This is a genomic window from Oceanobacter sp. 5_MG-2023 (assembly GCF_030548165.1).
Taxonomy (GTDB): Bacteria; Pseudomonadota; Gammaproteobacteria; order Pseudomonadales; family Oceanobacteraceae; genus Oceanobacter.
In genome coordinates, this window is sequence record NZ_JAUORS010000018.1 from 27,931 (window position 1) to 43,192 (window position 15,262).

14 protein-coding genes are annotated in these 15,262 nt (G+C 55.9%); 3 read left to right on the plus strand and 11 right to left on the minus strand.

Going from position 1 to position 15,262, the window contains the following annotated elements; all coding sequences use genetic code 11:
* Nucleotides 1–125 precede the first annotated feature (125 nt).
* A complete protein-coding gene (locus Q4551_RS12330) occupies nt 126–290 on the plus strand; it encodes a hypothetical protein (protein WP_303434144.1) in 165 nt (54 codons plus the stop codon).
* Nucleotides 291–295: 5 nt separating this feature from the next.
* On the opposite strand, the gene Q4551_RS12335 is transcribed toward Q4551_RS12330, so the two are convergent.
* Nucleotides 296–454, minus strand: a complete 159-nt coding sequence (locus Q4551_RS12335; protein WP_303434145.1) for a hypothetical protein — start codon at nt 452–454, stop codon at nt 296–298.
* Between the two features lie 72 nt (nt 455–526).
* Nucleotides 527–1,495, minus strand: a complete 969-nt coding sequence (gene pip, locus Q4551_RS12340) for a prolyl aminopeptidase (RefSeq protein ID WP_303434146.1) — start codon at nt 1,493–1,495, stop codon at nt 527–529.
* A 473-nt stretch (nt 1,496–1,968) separates the two neighbouring features.
* Here pip and Q4551_RS12345 point away from each other — a divergent pair, with 473 nt between their 5' ends.
* Both Q4551_RS12345 and Q4551_RS12350 read left to right on the plus strand, forming a co-directional pair.
* A complete protein-coding gene (locus tag Q4551_RS12345; RefSeq protein WP_303434147.1) occupies nt 1,969–3,366 on the plus strand; it encodes a uracil-xanthine permease family protein in 1,398 nt (465 codons plus the stop codon).
* A gap of 115 nt (nt 3,367–3,481) precedes the next feature.
* Nucleotides 3,482–4,216, plus strand: coding sequence for a TetR/AcrR family transcriptional regulator (locus tag Q4551_RS12350; protein ID WP_303434148.1), 735 nt, complete (start codon nt 3,482–3,484; stop codon nt 4,214–4,216).
* Here Q4551_RS12350 and Q4551_RS12355 read toward each other — a convergent pair.
* The 9 genes from Q4551_RS12355 to xdhA form a co-directional block, all read right to left on the minus strand.
* Nucleotides 4,158–5,978 carry a hybrid sensor histidine kinase/response regulator gene (locus tag Q4551_RS12355; protein ID WP_303434149.1) on the minus strand — a complete coding sequence of 607 codons (1,821 nt, stop codon included), beginning with the start codon at nt 5,976–5,978 and terminating at the stop codon, nt 4,158–4,160. The two genes, Q4551_RS12350 and Q4551_RS12355, sit on opposite strands and share 59 nt — an antisense overlap.
* Nucleotides 5,979–5,980: 2 nt before the next feature.
* A complete protein-coding gene (locus Q4551_RS12360) occupies nt 5,981–6,613 on the minus strand; it encodes a response regulator transcription factor (RefSeq protein ID WP_303434150.1) in 633 nt (210 codons plus the stop codon).
* A gap of 224 nt (nt 6,614–6,837) precedes the next feature.
* Nucleotides 6,838–8,025 carry a urate hydroxylase PuuD gene (locus tag Q4551_RS12365; protein ID WP_303434151.1) on the minus strand — a complete coding sequence of 396 codons (1,188 nt, stop codon included), beginning with the start codon at nt 8,023–8,025 and terminating at the stop codon, nt 6,838–6,840.
* Between the two features lies 1 nt (nt 8,026).
* A complete protein-coding gene (gene guaD / locus Q4551_RS12370) occupies nt 8,027–9,352 on the minus strand; it encodes a guanine deaminase (protein ID WP_303434152.1) in 1,326 nt (441 codons plus the stop codon).
* 1 nt (nt 9,353) lies between these two features.
* Nucleotides 9,354–9,689: a hydroxyisourate hydrolase gene (uraH, locus tag Q4551_RS12375; RefSeq protein WP_303434153.1), complete on the minus strand. Its 336-nt coding sequence runs from the start codon at nt 9,687–9,689 to the stop codon at nt 9,354–9,356.
* 27 nt (nt 9,690–9,716) lie between these two features.
* Entirely contained in the window at nt 9,717–10,241 is a 525-nt protein-coding gene (gene uraD, locus Q4551_RS12380) for a 2-oxo-4-hydroxy-4-carboxy-5-ureidoimidazoline decarboxylase (protein ID WP_303434154.1), read from the minus strand.
* Nucleotides 10,238–11,149 (minus strand): xanthine dehydrogenase accessory protein XdhC, encoded by a 912-nt coding sequence (gene xdhC, locus Q4551_RS12385; RefSeq protein WP_303434155.1) that lies wholly within the window; start codon nt 11,147–11,149, stop codon nt 10,238–10,240. The genes uraD and xdhC overlap by 4 nt, the downstream gene beginning before the upstream one ends.
* Nucleotides 11,146–13,545 carry a xanthine dehydrogenase molybdopterin binding subunit gene (gene xdhB, locus Q4551_RS12390; protein ID WP_303434156.1) on the minus strand — a complete coding sequence of 800 codons (2,400 nt, stop codon included), beginning with the start codon at nt 13,543–13,545 and terminating at the stop codon, nt 11,146–11,148. The genes xdhC and xdhB overlap by 4 nt, the downstream gene beginning before the upstream one ends.
* Nucleotides 13,538–15,091, minus strand: a complete 1,554-nt coding sequence (gene xdhA / locus Q4551_RS12395; RefSeq protein ID WP_303434157.1) for a xanthine dehydrogenase small subunit — start codon at nt 15,089–15,091, stop codon at nt 13,538–13,540. The genes xdhB and xdhA overlap by 8 nt, the downstream gene beginning before the upstream one ends.
* Nucleotides 15,092–15,262: the final 171 nt, after the last annotated feature.

The window sequence follows — 15,262 nt, forward strand, 5'->3', positions numbered from 1 at the left end:
GCTTTTCCTGACGTCAAAGTGGCCATCTTCAGGTTTATCCTGTATCCGTTGTCAGCTGGCTCCCAGGCATGCAATATCATCCGGGAAGCAGCTGAGCTATACCTGAAATGATCAGGAGATTGATTATGAAAAAACGATCCAAAGATAATCGTCCACCGTTAAACAAAGATGCTGTACGTCGTTCAGTGGCCAGTTCAACCGCGATTGAGACAGGTGAAAGTAGCTTCAAGATTGAAGCCAGACTGAAATCGGGTGAACGCCGCTTTCCAGACCTGACGCTGGCCAACTGAAATAACTAGGGTTTTCCGGAGACACAACAAAAGGGAAGTCTCTCTTCAATTGCTCTGTTGCCAATTTCATCTTTAAGCGTCAGGCCACGAAGATTCTTTAATACGCCAGCCTCTGCACCAGGCTGCCATACACCTTCATCGGTGCTGATTTCATATTTACTCATTAAGCCGCTACTCCCGATATATAACGGAGTTAATCATGGTGTTACGGGCGGCGCAGGCCCGCCCGTATTCTGCTATTCGGCAAACCGGTCCGTGGCCTGAATCAGCTGATCCAGAATACCGGGTTCCGTCATGGCATGTCCGGCAGCTTCCACAATGTGTAATTCCGCCTCCGGCCAGGCCTTCGCCAGCTGCCAGGCATATTTCAATGGGCATGGCATATCAAAGCGGCCATGGACAATAACGCCGGGAATGCCGTGGAGTTTGTCGGCATCACGCAGCAGCTGGCCGTCGTCCAGCCAGCCTTTGTTGCTAAAGAAGTGATTTTCAATGCGGGCAAAAGCCAGCGCAAACTGGTCGCCGCCGAAGTCATCGACCAAATCTGCGTCGGGCCGCAGGGTAACGGTGCCGCCTTCCCATTGGCTCCAGGCTTTGGCGCAGGCAATTTTTTCGGCGGCGTTGTCGCCGGTCAGGCGCTGGTGATACGCCAGCATCATATTGCTGCGTTCCGCTTCCGGAATGGGGGCCTGGAATTTCTCGAATTTTTCCGGGTGCATTTCCGACACGCCATACTGGTAGTACCAATCCAGCTCGGCTTGAGTCAGCGTATAAATGCCGCGTAATACCAGTTCAGACACCCGCTCAGGATGGGTTTCAGCATAGGCCAGTGCCAGGGTCGATCCCCAGCTGCCACCAAACACCTGCCACGTTTTAATGCCGAATGTTGCTCGCAGCCGCTCGATATCAGCAACCAGATGCCAGGTAGTATTGGCTTCCAGACACGCATGAGGGGTGGAGCGTCCGCAACCACGCTGGTCGAACAGCAGCACGTCGTATTTGGCCGGATCAAACACCCGACGATGGTGATCACTGCAGCCTCCACCCGGCCCACCATGCAGAAACACCGCCGGTTTTGCCCCTGGTGTCCCCACCCGCTCCCAATAAATCTGATGGCCATCACCGACGTCGAGCATGCCGCTGTCATAGGGTGCAATGGCGGGGTAATAGCCGCGCAAGCTGTTGTTTGCCGCAGAGGTGGTCATAGTCGTCCTTCCGTTGGGGTCAGCAGGCTAAACCTGACATGGCCGGAGGTTACAAAAAAAGGCCCGGCAAGATGTCTGGCATCGATGCTGCAAGCCCTGGTACTTACAAGATTACCGCAGCCAGCGGCCCCAGCCAAAGCGGCGAGGTCATATGAAACCACGGCCCAAAGCCCATTTCTGTGCGCTTTTGGGGACAGTGTCTTCTCTCAGGGCATAGTGCGGAAGATCAGCCTGTATGTCTGCGGATACGCGGTTCTTGCCGGGTGCGGCAATATTTTGCTAACTGATTGTTTTTAATGAAATAAATGATTTTTACCCACAATTCTGACCGATTGGCCAGTTTTTTGCTTTTTATTCAGCAACTTGACCGATTGGTCAGCAAAGTATTCCGACAGTATGCATCTTTACCAACATCTGCTCCTTCAGCCCGGTTCTGCCAATGGCTGACGGCAATCATCCTCAGGGAGATAACCATGTCCGACCATCAATCCAATGATCTACTGTATCCACTGGATGCCAGGCCTGGCGCTCTGGAATCCAGCTTCGCCGCCATCCAGCATGTACTGGCCAGTTTTGTCGGTATTATCACGCCAACGCTGATTGTCGGTGGTGTTTTGGGGCTGGGTGAACATATTCCGTACCTGATCAGTATGGCGCTGATGGTGTCCGGCGTTGCCACGGTGATCCAGGCACGTCGCCCATTCGGTATTGGTGCGGGCATGATCTGTGTACAGGGAACCAGTTTTGCGTTTTTAAGCTCGGTACTGGCGGCCGGTTTTATTGCCAAGGGCAAGGGCGGCGGCCCGGAAGAGATTCTGTCGCTGATTTTTGGCGTGTGTTTCCTTGGTGCCTTTGTTGAAATTTTCCTGAGCCAGTTCTTGCACAAGCTGAAGTCGGTGATTACGCCGCTGGTGACGGGGATTGTTATTACCATCATTGGTGTCAGCCTGATCAAGGTTGGCATGACGGATTTGGCCGGTGGCTTCAAATCACCGGATTTCGGTAGCCCGGCGAACCTGGCATTGGGTGGACTGGTGCTGCTGAGTATTATTGTGCTGAACCGCTCTTCCAACAGCTGGATTCGCTTGTCGTCTATTGTAATCGGCCTGGTTATCGGGTTTGTCGCCGCCGCATTTATGGGCAAAATCAGCTTCGACAACCTGGCCAGCCTGCCGGCTTTCAGTATTCCGGTACCGTTCAAATATGGCTTCTCATTCGACTGGACGGCGTTTGCTCCTATCGCACTGATTTATCTGATCACCGCCATTGAATCCACCGGCGACCTGACCGCCAACTGCATTGTGTCGCATCAGCCTATCAAGGGTGAGAGCTACATCCAGCGAGTCAAGGGCGGCGTCCTGGCCGATGGTATTAACTCCTTGCTGGCAGCTCTTTTTAACAGCATGCCCAACACCACTTTCAGCCAGAACAATGGCGTGATCCAGCTGACCGGTGTTGCCAGTCGCTACATTGGTTATTACATCGGTGCGGTACTGTTTATTCTGGGTATGTTCCCGATTATTGGGGGCGTACTGCAGAATATTCCCAAGCCGGTACTGGGTGGCGCTACGCTGGTGATGTTTGGCACCGTGGCTGCCGCAGGGGTCAAGATTCTCGCCACCGAACACCTGGATCGCCGCAAAATGCTGATCATGGCAGTTTCGTTTGGCATGGGTCTGGGCGTGATCATGACACCTAACCTGCTGGCTGAAATGCCCAAACTGGTGCAGAGCATCTTTGGTTCTGCCATCACCACAGGTGGTCTGGCCGCAATTATCATGAGCGCCCTGCTGCCGGAAGAGAAAACCACCGCTGCAGCGCAAGCCACCATGACAACCGCAACAGAGAAAACCGCTGGCACTGTGTCCTGATTCGAAGATATCGACGACATGGACTGTTAAGATAAGGCCGCCTCTGGGCGGCTTTTTCAGCTCTGCCGCATTTCAGGCTACAATGCCGACACTTTCGATAGAATCAGATAATCTCATGTCTTTAAATATTACGTCCCACGGCCATGAAAAAACCGCCGGTGACATCCGCCAGCGTAACGAGAAAATGATCCTCGCCGCCGCCGAGCAAGAATTTGCTGCTTTCGGTTTCAAAGGCGCCAGCATGCGCGAAATAGCCAATCGTGCCGAGCTACCCAAGGCCAATATTCACTATTATTTCAAAAACAAACTGGGCCTGTATCTGGCGGTCCTGAGTGACATCATCGATCTTTGGGATGGCACCTTCAGCAAAACCATGAATGCCGACGATAACCCGGCCGAAGCGTTGCCAAACTATATCCGCAAGAAAATCGAGTTTTCCTACCAGTATCCACTGGCGTCCAGAATATTCGCCACCGAGATCATCAGCGGCGGCCCCAATCTCGAAGATTATTTCAGCAACGGCTATGCTGAATGGTTTGAATCCAGGGTGGAAGTGTTTCGGGAATGGCAACGACGCGGCAAAATAAGCGCCAATATCGACCCGGCGCATCTGATCTTTTTACTCTGGTCCAGCACCCAACACTACGCTGATTTCCATATCCAGATCGCCTCGGCCCTGGGTAAAAGCGAACTCACCCCGGCCGACTTTGATGCCGCAACCGATACCCTGACGCATATTATTCTGACAGGTTGCGGGGTCAGCGAGCCGGGAACAGCCACACTGGGCAAGGTCAGTCTTCCTGCTGGGCCAGCCGTTCCTGATGCCGTGCCAACACCCGGGATGCCTTGATTCTCAGCCTTGGCGGTTTGATTGGCTTGTGCAGAAAATCCAGCTGTTGCCAGATAATCTCCTGGGCCACTTCCTCACTGGTATCGCCAGTGATAATCAGTGCGGCAACCCCGGGCAAGGTTTGCCAAACCCGCTGTACCAGCTCACAACCGCTGTATGACCCAGGCATCCGGTAATCAACCAGCATTAACGCAGGCTGATAACCCTGCTCGATGGCTGCCAGGGCATCCTCTGTCGTCACAAAACCGGAACAGTCACTGCCCCAGGATTGCAGCAAATCGGTCATGGCATTAACAATGGCGGCCTCGTTATCCACCACCATAACCGCCAGCCCCTTGAACACATCCTGATTCAGAGCACTGGATTCGCGGTTCTGATCCAGCACTGCGTCTTCCGGTAACGACTCCGCCAGCGGCAGCGTTACCACAAACTCCGTCCCGGCACCCAGTACCGAGTGCACCTTTACTGGCAGTTCCAGCAATAACAGAATCCGCCGGACAATCGCCAACCCCAGCCCCAGGCCTTGATGCCGGTCGCGCTCCTGATTGTGTACCTGAAAAAATTCATCAAAAATGCGGCGGCAATTCTCGGCGGTAATACCGATGCCGGTATCCCGGACATGTAACTGCAAGTGATCTTCTGGCCCAAGGGTACAATAGATATCGACCTTGCCCTGTTCGGTATAACGGAACGCATTCACCAGCAAGTTGGTTAATACCCGCTCCAGTAAAACCGGATCGGTCCTGACGGCACAATGGCGACAACCAATCTGGAACGCCAGGCCCCGGATCTGCGCCTCAAGCTGGAACTGGGGTTCCATCCTTGCCAATAATTCATCGAGATAAAATACCACCGGATTGACTGCCACCACCCCGGCATCAAAACGGGAAACGTCAAACAAGGCATCCAGCAACTCATGCAAGGAAGCCACCCCCTTCTGGATATTGGCCAGCCCTTGCTGCTGCTGTGGGGTAGTAACCAGAGCAGCCAGCGATTCACTGTACAGACTGACCGCCTGCAGGGGCTGGCGCAAATCGTGACTGGCAGCGGCAAAAAAATGGGACTTCTCGCGGTTGGCGGTATTGGCGCGCTCGGTTTCCTGCTGCAGGTCTTCGATCAGATCAAGGTTTTCGTATTTCAGCTGGATCGACTGATCAATCACCCGGTGAACAGTGCTGCTGAAGCTGAACGTTGCCAGCAGGTAAACGATCCCGCCAAACCCCATCCAGCCGTAAAACCATTCGTCCTCCAGAAACATGCGCCCCAATAACGGCAGCATCAGAGGGGAGGCGAACAAGCGGTAAGACACTGGCCGCGATGACAGCGACACCAGACTGCCTGCAATCATGCTGACAAACGTCAGAATCAGAAATGCGACATTCTTGATCTCCGTGCCATCAAAAAAATGCCAGCCCCCGGCACCCCAGATACAGCCTGTCAGAAAGATCAGCAGCATTTGCTGACGGTCGTAATTCCTCAGTCTCTGGCTATTGCTATTGACCTTGTCCGGCTTGTACAAGCCAAAATGCAGCAGCCGAATCGCCAGGATCGCAACCAGGGCGCTTTCCCACAGCAGTAGTGAATTACTCTGGCGGTCGGCCCAGAAAATAAGTAGCAAGGGCATGCTGCCGAACAGGTTGCCGATCAGAATCATCGGCGTGTTACGCCGGACGATCAGAATTTTTTCGGCTTCAACTTTGATGTTGGGTGCGTTGTCGTTGTTTTCGGCATCATCGACAAAGGGATGGGTGTGGAAAAACATGTCTAGTCCAGGCCCAGTTGTTGAGCCTTCTTGATGGATTCGGAACGGCTTTTGGCACCCAGCGCCATAAAAATAGCGCTGATATGGCTTTTGATGGTGGCCACACTCAGACTCAATTGAGCAGCGATTTCGATATTGGAAAGCCCCTTGCACACCAGTCGCAAGACCTCGAGTTGACGTGGTGTCAGGTTGTGCAGCGAGGCCCATTGTTGATCCGACAGCGAGGCCAGATCCTGTTCGGCATCGATCTCGGTGCAGTACACCAGCTTGCCATCGAGCACATCCTGGATGGTTTCGATGATTTTTTTGCCCGAAGAGGATTTTGAAATAAAGCTCATTGCTCCCAGCTGTTTGGCCCGCTGGATATCTGCCGGGTCTCGGGAAGCGGAAACAATAATAACGGGGGTCAGGTTGCTCTGGTCCCGCAGGGCTTGCAGCAGATCAAAGCCATCAATAATGGGTAAGCGCAGATCAATCAGGGCAATATCGTAATCCCCCTTGCGCAAGTATTTAAGGGCATCCTGACCATTGTGCACTGACTCAACATCGGCCTGCAGATCCGAACCCATCAAGACACTCTTGAGTCCGTCCACAAACATTTGATGATCATCAACCAGAAGGATTTTTATACTCATATATTATAATTTTTACCCATGAGTACAACATTATGGGGCATTTGCTCGCTGAAGAACGGTATTGGCGGTCACTTTAAACATAACAAGCGGGAAAATGAACAGAGTGCTCAATGTTGCGAGCCATTGCAGAGGCGACAAACAAAGGCACAACAAGGCAACAACGACACCCATGCCGAAGCACAGGTGTCGGTTTGTGCCAGTTTGTACCAGACTGATCAAGCCCGTTATTGCTGCTCCAGCCAGCGTCCCAGTACTTCCCGTTCGGCATCGGTCATCCCGCTTTTGTTCATAAACGGCATATCGTGGGTATGCACCGCCCGCGCCAGGATCCGGTCTTTCATGGCCTTGATCTGGTCGAGGTTATCGAACATCACTCCTCCCGGTGATACCTTGAAAATATCATCGCTCGGGTTGGCAGCATGACACGCGGTACAGTGCTGTCCGACAATGCCTAACGCCTGTACGTCGGTGACCGCTGGCCCTCCGGTTCCGGCACTGACACTCTGTTCAGAAGGCTTGCTTACCCAGGCAATGACCATACAGCCAGCCAGGGCCGACACCAGAATCATCGGTTTCACCACACCGTGATGGCGCAGGTTGAAAAAGTGTCTGGCCCAGGCACCCATCAGGGCCAGCCCTCCCAGGATCAACCAGCCGTATTCGTGGCCATAGGTCATCGGGAAGTGGTTGCTGAGCATGATAAACAGCACCGGAATAGTGGCGTAGTTGTTATGGGTAGAGCGCAATTTGGCCTTGTAGCCATATATCGGATCCGGCGACTGCCCTTTCTCTGCCGCCGCTACCATGGCCCGTTGTGAGGGCATGATGGTGGTAAAAACGTTGGCCGCCATACAGGTACCGATCAATGCCCCGACATGGATATAAGCCGCACGATCCCCCAGTACCTGGCTCAAGGCCCAGGCCATTGCCGTCAACAAGACCAGCATCACCAGACCAAAGATCAGCCCGTTTTTGATCAGCGGAGTACGGCAGGCGACTTCGTAAATGGCAAAACCGATCAGCAGTGAACTGACGCCAATACCAATGGCCTGCCAGCTGCTCAGGTCGGCTTTGTTGCTGTCGATCAGATAACTTTGTGCACCCACGTAGAACACCACAATCAGCAGCAGCATGCCGGTGATCCAGGTGGAATAAGCTTCCCATTTGAACCAGTGCAGGGTTTTGGGCAGGGTTTCCGGAGCGTTGCGATACTTGGCGACTTCGTAAAAACCACCGCCATGAATCGCCCACAGGTCACCCTTGATGCCTTTGTCGAGTTTCCACTGCGGCGGATTTTCCAGCGAGTTATCCAGCCAGACAAAATAGAACGATGCGCCAATCCAGGCGATGGCGGTCAGCACGTGCAGAAAACGTATCAGCAGATGTAACCAGTCGATGATGTAAGCATCCATATCAGTTTTCCCCTTGAGGCACGTGATCCGAATCTCGTTGATGAGCCAGTTGGCCCAGAATATAAGTAGCGGCAATCACCCGATCGTCGCCCAGGGTGTTAAGCACAAACAGCTGCTCTTTCAAGTTGCGACAGTGCTGGCTGCGAAAAGACAGAAAGTCGGTCGCGTGTGGGTCCATCACGATAAAATCGGCCTCCATACCAGGCTGGAAGCTGCCGATCCTGTCATCCAGCGACAGCGCTCTGGCACCGCCCAGCGTGGCCAGATACAAGGCCCGGAACGGGTCAAGGTTGTGCTGGTTCAGTTGCTGGATCTTGTAGGCATCGGCGAGGGAATCAAACGCAGAGAAACTGCTCCCTCCCCCGACATCCGAGCCAATGCCGACCCGGATACCACAGGCGTCCATTTTTTTCAGATCAAACAGGCCGGAACCCAGGAACAGGTTGGACGATGGGCAATGGGCGATTACCGAATCGCTGTTGGCCATCCGCTGGCATTCGTCGTCACAGAGGTGAATACCGTGAGCAAAGACACTGCGTTTGCCCAACAACCCGGCTTGATCGTACACATCGAGATAATGCTCAGAATCCGGAAACAGGCTCTGGACCCAGGCCAGTTCATCGCGGTTTTCCGACAAATGCGTATGCAGATACACACCGGGAAACTCCTGCAGCAAACGTCCCGCCTGCTGTAGCTGCTCTGGGGTACTGGTGGGGGCAAAACGAGGCGTCACAGCGTAGCTGAGACGGTCAACGCCGTGCCATTTTTCAATCAGGGTTTTGGACTCCTGATAGCTACTGGATGCGGTATCGAGCACCGCATCCGGCGCGTTCCTGTCCATCATCACCTTACCGGCAATCATGCGTAGCTGGCGTTGCTGCGCCACGGTAAAAAAGGCATCTACCGATTGCGGGTGCACAGTGCCAAACACCAGAGCGGTGGTGGTGCCATTACGCAGCAATTCGGTGACAAAACGCTCGGCAATCCTGACGCCGTAGTCGTAATCCACAAACTGGCTTTCCACCGGAAAGGTATGGGTCTCCAGCCAGTCCAGCAGTTGTGTACCGTAGGCGGCGATCATCTCGGTTTGGGGGTAATGAATATGGCAATCAACAAAGCCCGGCATCAGAATCTTGCCACGGTAGTCGACGACGTTTGCGCCATCATCCCAAAGCCCGGGCAACTCGGAATACGCCCCGGCCTGAGTGATCAGCCCGGCATCGTCCACGGCCAGTAGCCCGTCGTCGATATATTGCCAGGCGTCCTCTCCGGCAAACTGCGGGTCGGCGGTAAAAAACAGCAGCGAGCCACGAAATACTGTGCTCATATCAGGAACCCCGGTACGTCGAGTAACTGAACGGACTCAGCAGCAGCGGAATATGAAAATGCTGCGCCGGGTCTTCAACGCGGAAAACGATTTCCGCAAAAGGGTAAAACGCGCTCTGCGACTGGCGGGCAAAGTAGTCGTCAAGCTCAAAACGTATACGGTAAACGCCCGCGACCAGAGCCGGTTTGTCGTCCAGCCAGCCGGGAATACGGCCGTCGTCGTTGGTCTGCCCTGCACTAACGGGTGTCCAGTTATCTTGTTCCTGACGACTCAGTGTGACCGGAATGGCGATACCCGGCTTGCCCAGCGCGGTATCCAGTACATGGGTGGTAATCATGATGTTGAATCCTGTTCGGTGTCTTGGTTAGTCGGTCAGGCCGAGTAATTTGTTAATTCGTAGCCGGGTAATCTTGGCTTGTTCATCCGCGGCATTCTGAATCTCGGTCCCGCGGTCGTTGTGCAAGCGGGCCTGTAACAAGGCCAGCATCTCGGCCGCACTTTTGCCGCTGGCACAGACGATAAAAATAAATCCATAACGGTCTTCATAAGCCTGGTTGCCACTGGCCAATGCGTTGATCACGCTGTCGTCGGCCTCGTCAACCCGGGATTGCTCCCCGGCGGCCAGGGTTTTGGTGCTGGCGTATTTCTGTTTCAGTGAGCTGACGTCACCGATTTTTGGGTGGCCTTCGAAGGCTTGCAGATAGTCGGCTTCTTCCAGCCCTTGCCAGTGATCGGCAGCAACCTGATGCAGCTGCTCGACGGTGGCAAAGGGACGGCTGGCGACCATGGCATCCATCCAGCGGGCGGCCACACAGCACTGGGCAAAGGCCAGCCGGGCGTCAGCGGCAGGTAACCTGTTCAGTTCGGTCAGGGTCAGTGTCTTGCTCATTTGCTCGGTGCCTCATTGGGTGCCAGGGGCGTCAGAACGGTCACATCCTGCGTCTGTTTGTCCTTGCGCATCAGTTGCTTGAGGGTCGACAGTGGCACACCGGTGGCCCGTGTGTTCGGGCGTTGCCCGGTCTGCAGGTCTGTCTGGTACTGCTGAATCAGCTGCCCCGCAATCGACACCGCCACTTCCATGGGTAACTTGCCAGCCACTTCCGCCAGCCCGACCGGGCATTGCATGATTTCCAGCTGTTGTTCCGTCATGCCGCTGTGTGTCAGGCGATAACGGAAGCGGTTGGCCTTGGTTGCCGAGCCAATCACCCCGATGGAAGCGCAATAGCCAAGCCGCAGGGCCGTCTCGGCCAGCCGGTAGTCCAGCGCGTGATCATGGGTCAGAATCAGTATCCGGCTGCCAGCGGGGGCATCGACCAGCAAGGCTTCCGGGGTGTCTGCGACCACGCATTCGATATGGGGGGCCAGACTGTCAGCCGCCGGAAACAGCTCCGGGCGGTTATCGATCCAGCGGGTTGGCAACGGCAGCTGCTGCACTATCTGCATCAGTGCCTTGGCCACATGACCAGCACCAAACACCCAGAGTTCGGCTGCGCGGGCGGGATAACTTTCAAACAGCAAGGTGGCGTAACCACCACAGCACTGGCCGGCATCGGCTCCCAGCAAAACCTGCCGGATAACCTGCTGTTGCTCTGTTTCCTGCAACAGCGCCCGGGCCTGTTGCAGCGCCTGATACTCCAACTGGCCACCACCAATGGTGTCGATACTGCTATCCGCCAGCACCAGCATTTTGCTGCCGGCGGCTCGGGGAGTAGAGCCGCCGGTGCTGATTACCGTGACCAGCACATGGGGCTGGCCGCTGCGCTGGCATTCCGCCAGCGATTCCGACCAGTGTTTCATGGCTGATCCCCTGTGCCAGCTTGTAATGCCATAACCGCATCCAGTACCCGTTCCGGTGTCGCCGGGGTGTCGAGGTCAGGGCTGAGCTGGTAATCACTGAGGCTGCTGATGGCGTCGCGCAGTGCTGACCAGACCGAGATTGCCAGCATAAACGGAGGCTCTCCCACCGCTTTGGAGTTGTACACCGTGGCTTCGTTGTTGGCCTGCTCAAACAGACTGACGTTAAACACCGGCGGGGTGTCACCAATAGCGGGAATCTTGTAGGTCGCAGGAGAGTTACTGAGCAAACGGCCGTCGTCGTGCCAGACCAGTTCCTCGGTGGTAAGCCAGCCCATACCCTGGATAAAACCGCCTTCAATCTGGCCGCGATCAATGGCCGGGTTAATGCTCTGGCCGACGTCATGCAGGATATCCACCTGACAAACCTTGTATTCCCCGGTCAGGGTATCGATCACCACTTCTGATACTGCCGCCCCATTGGCGAAGTAAAAAAACGGCCGACCGGAGGCGGTATGGCGGTCGTAGTGAATTTTGGGGGTGCGGTAATAACCGGTGGTCGAGAGTGACACCCGGCTGACATAGGCAGCCTCAGCCAGCTCGGCAAAACTCATCGACATGCCCTCAGCCCAGAACACCTGGCCATTGGCAAACACAATCGCCTCAGCCGGTACGCCCTTGTCGGCGGCAAGAAAGTCCACCAGCCGCTGCTTGAGAATCAGCGCGGCATTTTGCGCCGCCTTGCCGTTCAGGTCGGTGCCACTGGAAGCCGCCGTCGGTGAGGTATTCGGTACCTTGTCGGTGCGCGTGGCGGTCACCTGAATGCTGTCGAGGCTGACACCCAGCGTCTGGGCAACAATCTGGCCGACCTTGGTGTGCAAGCCCTGGCCCATCTCGGTGCCACCGTGGTTTACCTGTATCGAACCGTCGGTGTAGATATGTATCAGCGCACCGGCCTGGTTGAGGTGCTGCAAGGTAAAGGAAATACCGAACTTCACCGGCGTCAGCGCCAGACCACGTTTCAGCACCGGACTGGTCTTGTTCCATGCGGTTATGGCACTGCGGCGCTGCCAGTAATCGCTGCTCTGTTCCAGCTGCTCAATAATGTCTGGCAGGCTGTTGTGCTCAACCGTCTGGTGATATGGCGTCACGGTGCAGTCGGGCTTGTGCTCCGGGGTGCCATACAGGTTACGTTTACGAATGGTCAGCGGGTCCTGGCCAACCTTGCGGGCAATATCGTCCATCGCCCGTTCGATAATCATCATGCCTTGTGGGCCACCAAAACCGCGATACGCGGTGTGGGATACCTGATTGCTGAAGGCCCGGTGGCCGTCGATCTGGGCGGCGGGCAGATAATAGGCGTTATCGGCGTGGAACATGGCACGGTCGACAATGGCATCCGACAAATCGGCCGAGTTGCCGCAGTTACCGATCACTTCCAGCTCTGCCGCCAGCAGTTGGCCATCCGGGTCGATGCCGATGCGATAGCGGTTGGCAAACGGATGACGCTTGCCGGTCATTACCATATCGTCCTGGCGCGGCAAGCGCATTTTAACGGCACGACCGGTACGGGTTGCCAGCAATGCGGCCAGACACGCCCATTGACCGGCCTGGCTTTCCTTGCCACCAAAACCACCCCCCATCCGGCGCATATCGACCGTGATGCGGTTCAGCGGCACGTCCAGCACCTCAGCCACCAGCTTCTGGACTTCGCTGGGGTGTTGGCTGGAGGTGTACACCAGCATGCCGCCGTCTTCCGCTGGCATTGCCAGGGAAACCTGGCCTTCGAGGTAAAAGTGCTCCTGACCGCCCACGGCTTGCTCGGCTTCCAGAATATGGCTTGCGGAAGCCATGGCGGCCGCCAGGTCTCCGCGCTTCATGCTGTGGCTCGGGCGCACCAGTCGCGACTGCGCCAGCGCCTCACGCGGATCAAGCAGCGGGGTTTGCTGCTGGTATTCCACCACCGCCAGCTGTGCCGCCCGGCGGGCGGCCAGTTCGGTGGTTGCCGCCACCACGGCGATACATTGACCCATAAACTTGACCTCGGTCGAGGTCATCAGTGGGTCGCCCGGGAACACCGGGCCAATGTCGGTGTGGCCGATCACATCTTCGACGGTCATCACCGCCACCACTCCCGGGCTGTTGCGCACGGCGGCAAGATCCAGCCGGGTAATCTGTCCAGCGGCAATGGTGCTGCGGATCACCGCGGCATGCAGGCAGTTGCCCGGTTCGATCATGTCATCCACATAACGGGCGCTGCCGCTGACGTGGGCCACGGCACTTTCATGGCGGGACGGTTTGCCAACACCACCGGTAACGATATCCAGCCCGGCCTGACCGTTCTGGGTCGGTGCTTGTGCTGTCGCGGTATTGTGTTCGGGAAGTGTCACATTACGCATAGTCGACGACCTCCAGCGTGGTTTCAGGTTGGTTGTATTCCAGTACTGCCCGCGCCAACAGGTTCTGGACCAGTTGCAGGCGGTAGCGGGCACTGGCACGGACATCGGTCAGCGGCGTCAGGCTTTGTTGCAATACCGCCTGCGCGGCCCGGATCCCCTCCAGGGTCGGCGGCTGGCCAATCAGGGCCTGCTCGGCAGCGGGTACGCGTAACGGCGTCGCGGCGACCCCGCCAAAGGCCAGCCGGGCCGCACAAATCTGGCCGTTCTCAACCTTGAACATCAGCGCTGCCAGTACGGCGGAAATATCGTCTTCCTGACGCTTCGAAACCTTGAATACCCGGCGGTGCCAGTCCTGTTTATCAAGTGGAATCTCGATCCCGCTGATCACGCCCCCGGTTGGCAAGCAGGTCTGGCGATAACCAGTGAAGAAGTCGTTAATGGCAATCTGTTCGGCTCCGGCGGGGCTGTCGATATGCAGAATGGCATCCAGCGCCAGCAAGACCGGCGGTGTATCTCCGATCGGTGAGGCGTTGGCAACATTGCCGGCCATCGTGCCCTGATTACGTACTTGCAACGCACCAAGGCGGGTCATCATGGTGGCGAATTCTGGCAAGTGCTGCGCGATGGTGCTCATGGCGTCGCTGTAATTCACCCCGCCACCGATTATCAGGGCGCTGTCTGAAACCTCGATATGCTTGAGTTCAGCGACCTGGCCGGTATAGATCAGCACGTCCAGCGGCTTGAGCTGCTGGGTGTATTCCAGTGCCAGATCGGTGCCTCCGGCCACCAGACGTGACTCGGGGTACTGGCGGCGTAAATCAACCAGTTGTTGCACGCTGGTAGGAACAAAGAAGTGACGATCGCCCTGTGTCAGTCCGTCGATGGTGGTGCTGGCCCGGGATTGTTCTGCCAGCGTTATCAGCCGCTGCCAGGTCTCGGCTTCAGCCGCGCTGAAGGCGTCCTGGCGCTCCCCTGCCAGCACCTGTCCGGCCGCCTCAATAATCGGCCGATACCCGGTACAGCGGCAGAGATTGCCGCCCAGAGCCAGATCGATCTCGTGGCGGGTATGGGCATCCGGGTTGGCCGGATCAAATTCGTTGACGGTCTGCACCGGGGCATTTTTGCCCAGCGCAAACAATGACATTACAAATCCAGGGGTGCAGAAACCGCATTGGGAACCATGGCAATCCACCATCGCTTGCTGGGCAATATGCAGCGCGGGTGCCGGGCTGCCCGCTGCGTCTGCAGGCGCCGTGTGCGACTCAGGGGCGGGCGCTACGGGCTTCAGTGCTTCAACGGTGATCAGCTGTTTACCCTGCAAACTGCCCACAAAGGTAATGCAGCTATTCACGCTTTTATAGCGTAATCTGCCTTGAGTCGTATCCGGTTCTGCCACCACCACCGTGCAGGCACCGCAGTCGCCGGAGGCGCAACCTTCCTTGGTTCCACGTTGCACTTCGACGGTGCGTAAATACTCCAAGATGGTCAGGTCTGGAGCAAGATCATCTACTTCGCGCAGTTGATCATTGAATAAAAAGCGAATCAATGTTCCTTCCTCCGGTGAGCTATCCTTGTCGGCAGATAACTTTATAACTTTATGATTTTTAAAGGAATTTACGATTAAATCAGCACATTCCCCGAATTTGTTGGCAGAATTTCCAGAGTAGGCTTCAAGGCCCCGAAAAACCTGACCGATCGGTCATATTAAGCATTTACT

Bases quoted from the DNA above. Each gene is read 5' to 3' on its own strand.
- Q4551_RS12330 (WP_303434144.1), top strand. From the start codon at position 126: ATGAAAAAACGATCCAAAGATAATCGTCCACCGTTAAACAAAGATGCT.
- Q4551_RS12335 (WP_303434145.1), bottom strand. From the start codon at position 454: ATGAGTAAATATGAAATCAGCACCGATGAAGGTGTATGGCAGCCTGGT.
- pip (WP_303434146.1), bottom strand. From the start codon at position 1,495: ATGACCACCTCTGCGGCAAACAACAGCTTGCGCGGCTATTACCCCGCC.
- Q4551_RS12345 (WP_303434147.1), top strand. From the start codon at position 1,969: ATGTCCGACCATCAATCCAATGATCTACTGTATCCACTGGATGCCAGG.
- Q4551_RS12350 (WP_303434148.1), top strand. From the start codon at position 3,482: ATGTCTTTAAATATTACGTCCCACGGCCATGAAAAAACCGCCGGTGAC.
- Q4551_RS12355 (WP_303434149.1), bottom strand. From the start codon at position 5,978: ATGTTTTTCCACACCCATCCCTTTGTCGATGATGCCGAAAACAACGAC.
- Q4551_RS12360 (WP_303434150.1), bottom strand. From the start codon at position 6,613: ATGAGTATAAAAATCCTTCTGGTTGATGATCATCAAATGTTTGTGGAC.
- Q4551_RS12365 (WP_303434151.1), bottom strand. From the start codon at position 8,025: ATGGATGCTTACATCATCGACTGGTTACATCTGCTGATACGTTTTCTG.
- guaD (WP_303434152.1), bottom strand. From the start codon at position 9,352: ATGAGCACAGTATTTCGTGGCTCGCTGCTGTTTTTTACCGCCGACCCG.
- uraH (WP_303434153.1), bottom strand. From the start codon at position 9,689: ATGATTACCACCCATGTACTGGATACCGCGCTGGGCAAGCCGGGTATC.
- uraD (WP_303434154.1), bottom strand. From the start codon at position 10,241: ATGAGCAAGACACTGACCCTGACCGAACTGAACAGGTTACCTGCCGCT.
- xdhC (WP_303434155.1), bottom strand. From the start codon at position 11,149: ATGAAACACTGGTCGGAATCGCTGGCGGAATGCCAGCGCAGCGGCCAG.
- xdhB (WP_303434156.1), bottom strand. From the start codon at position 13,545: ATGCGTAATGTGACACTTCCCGAACACAATACCGCGACAGCACAAGCA.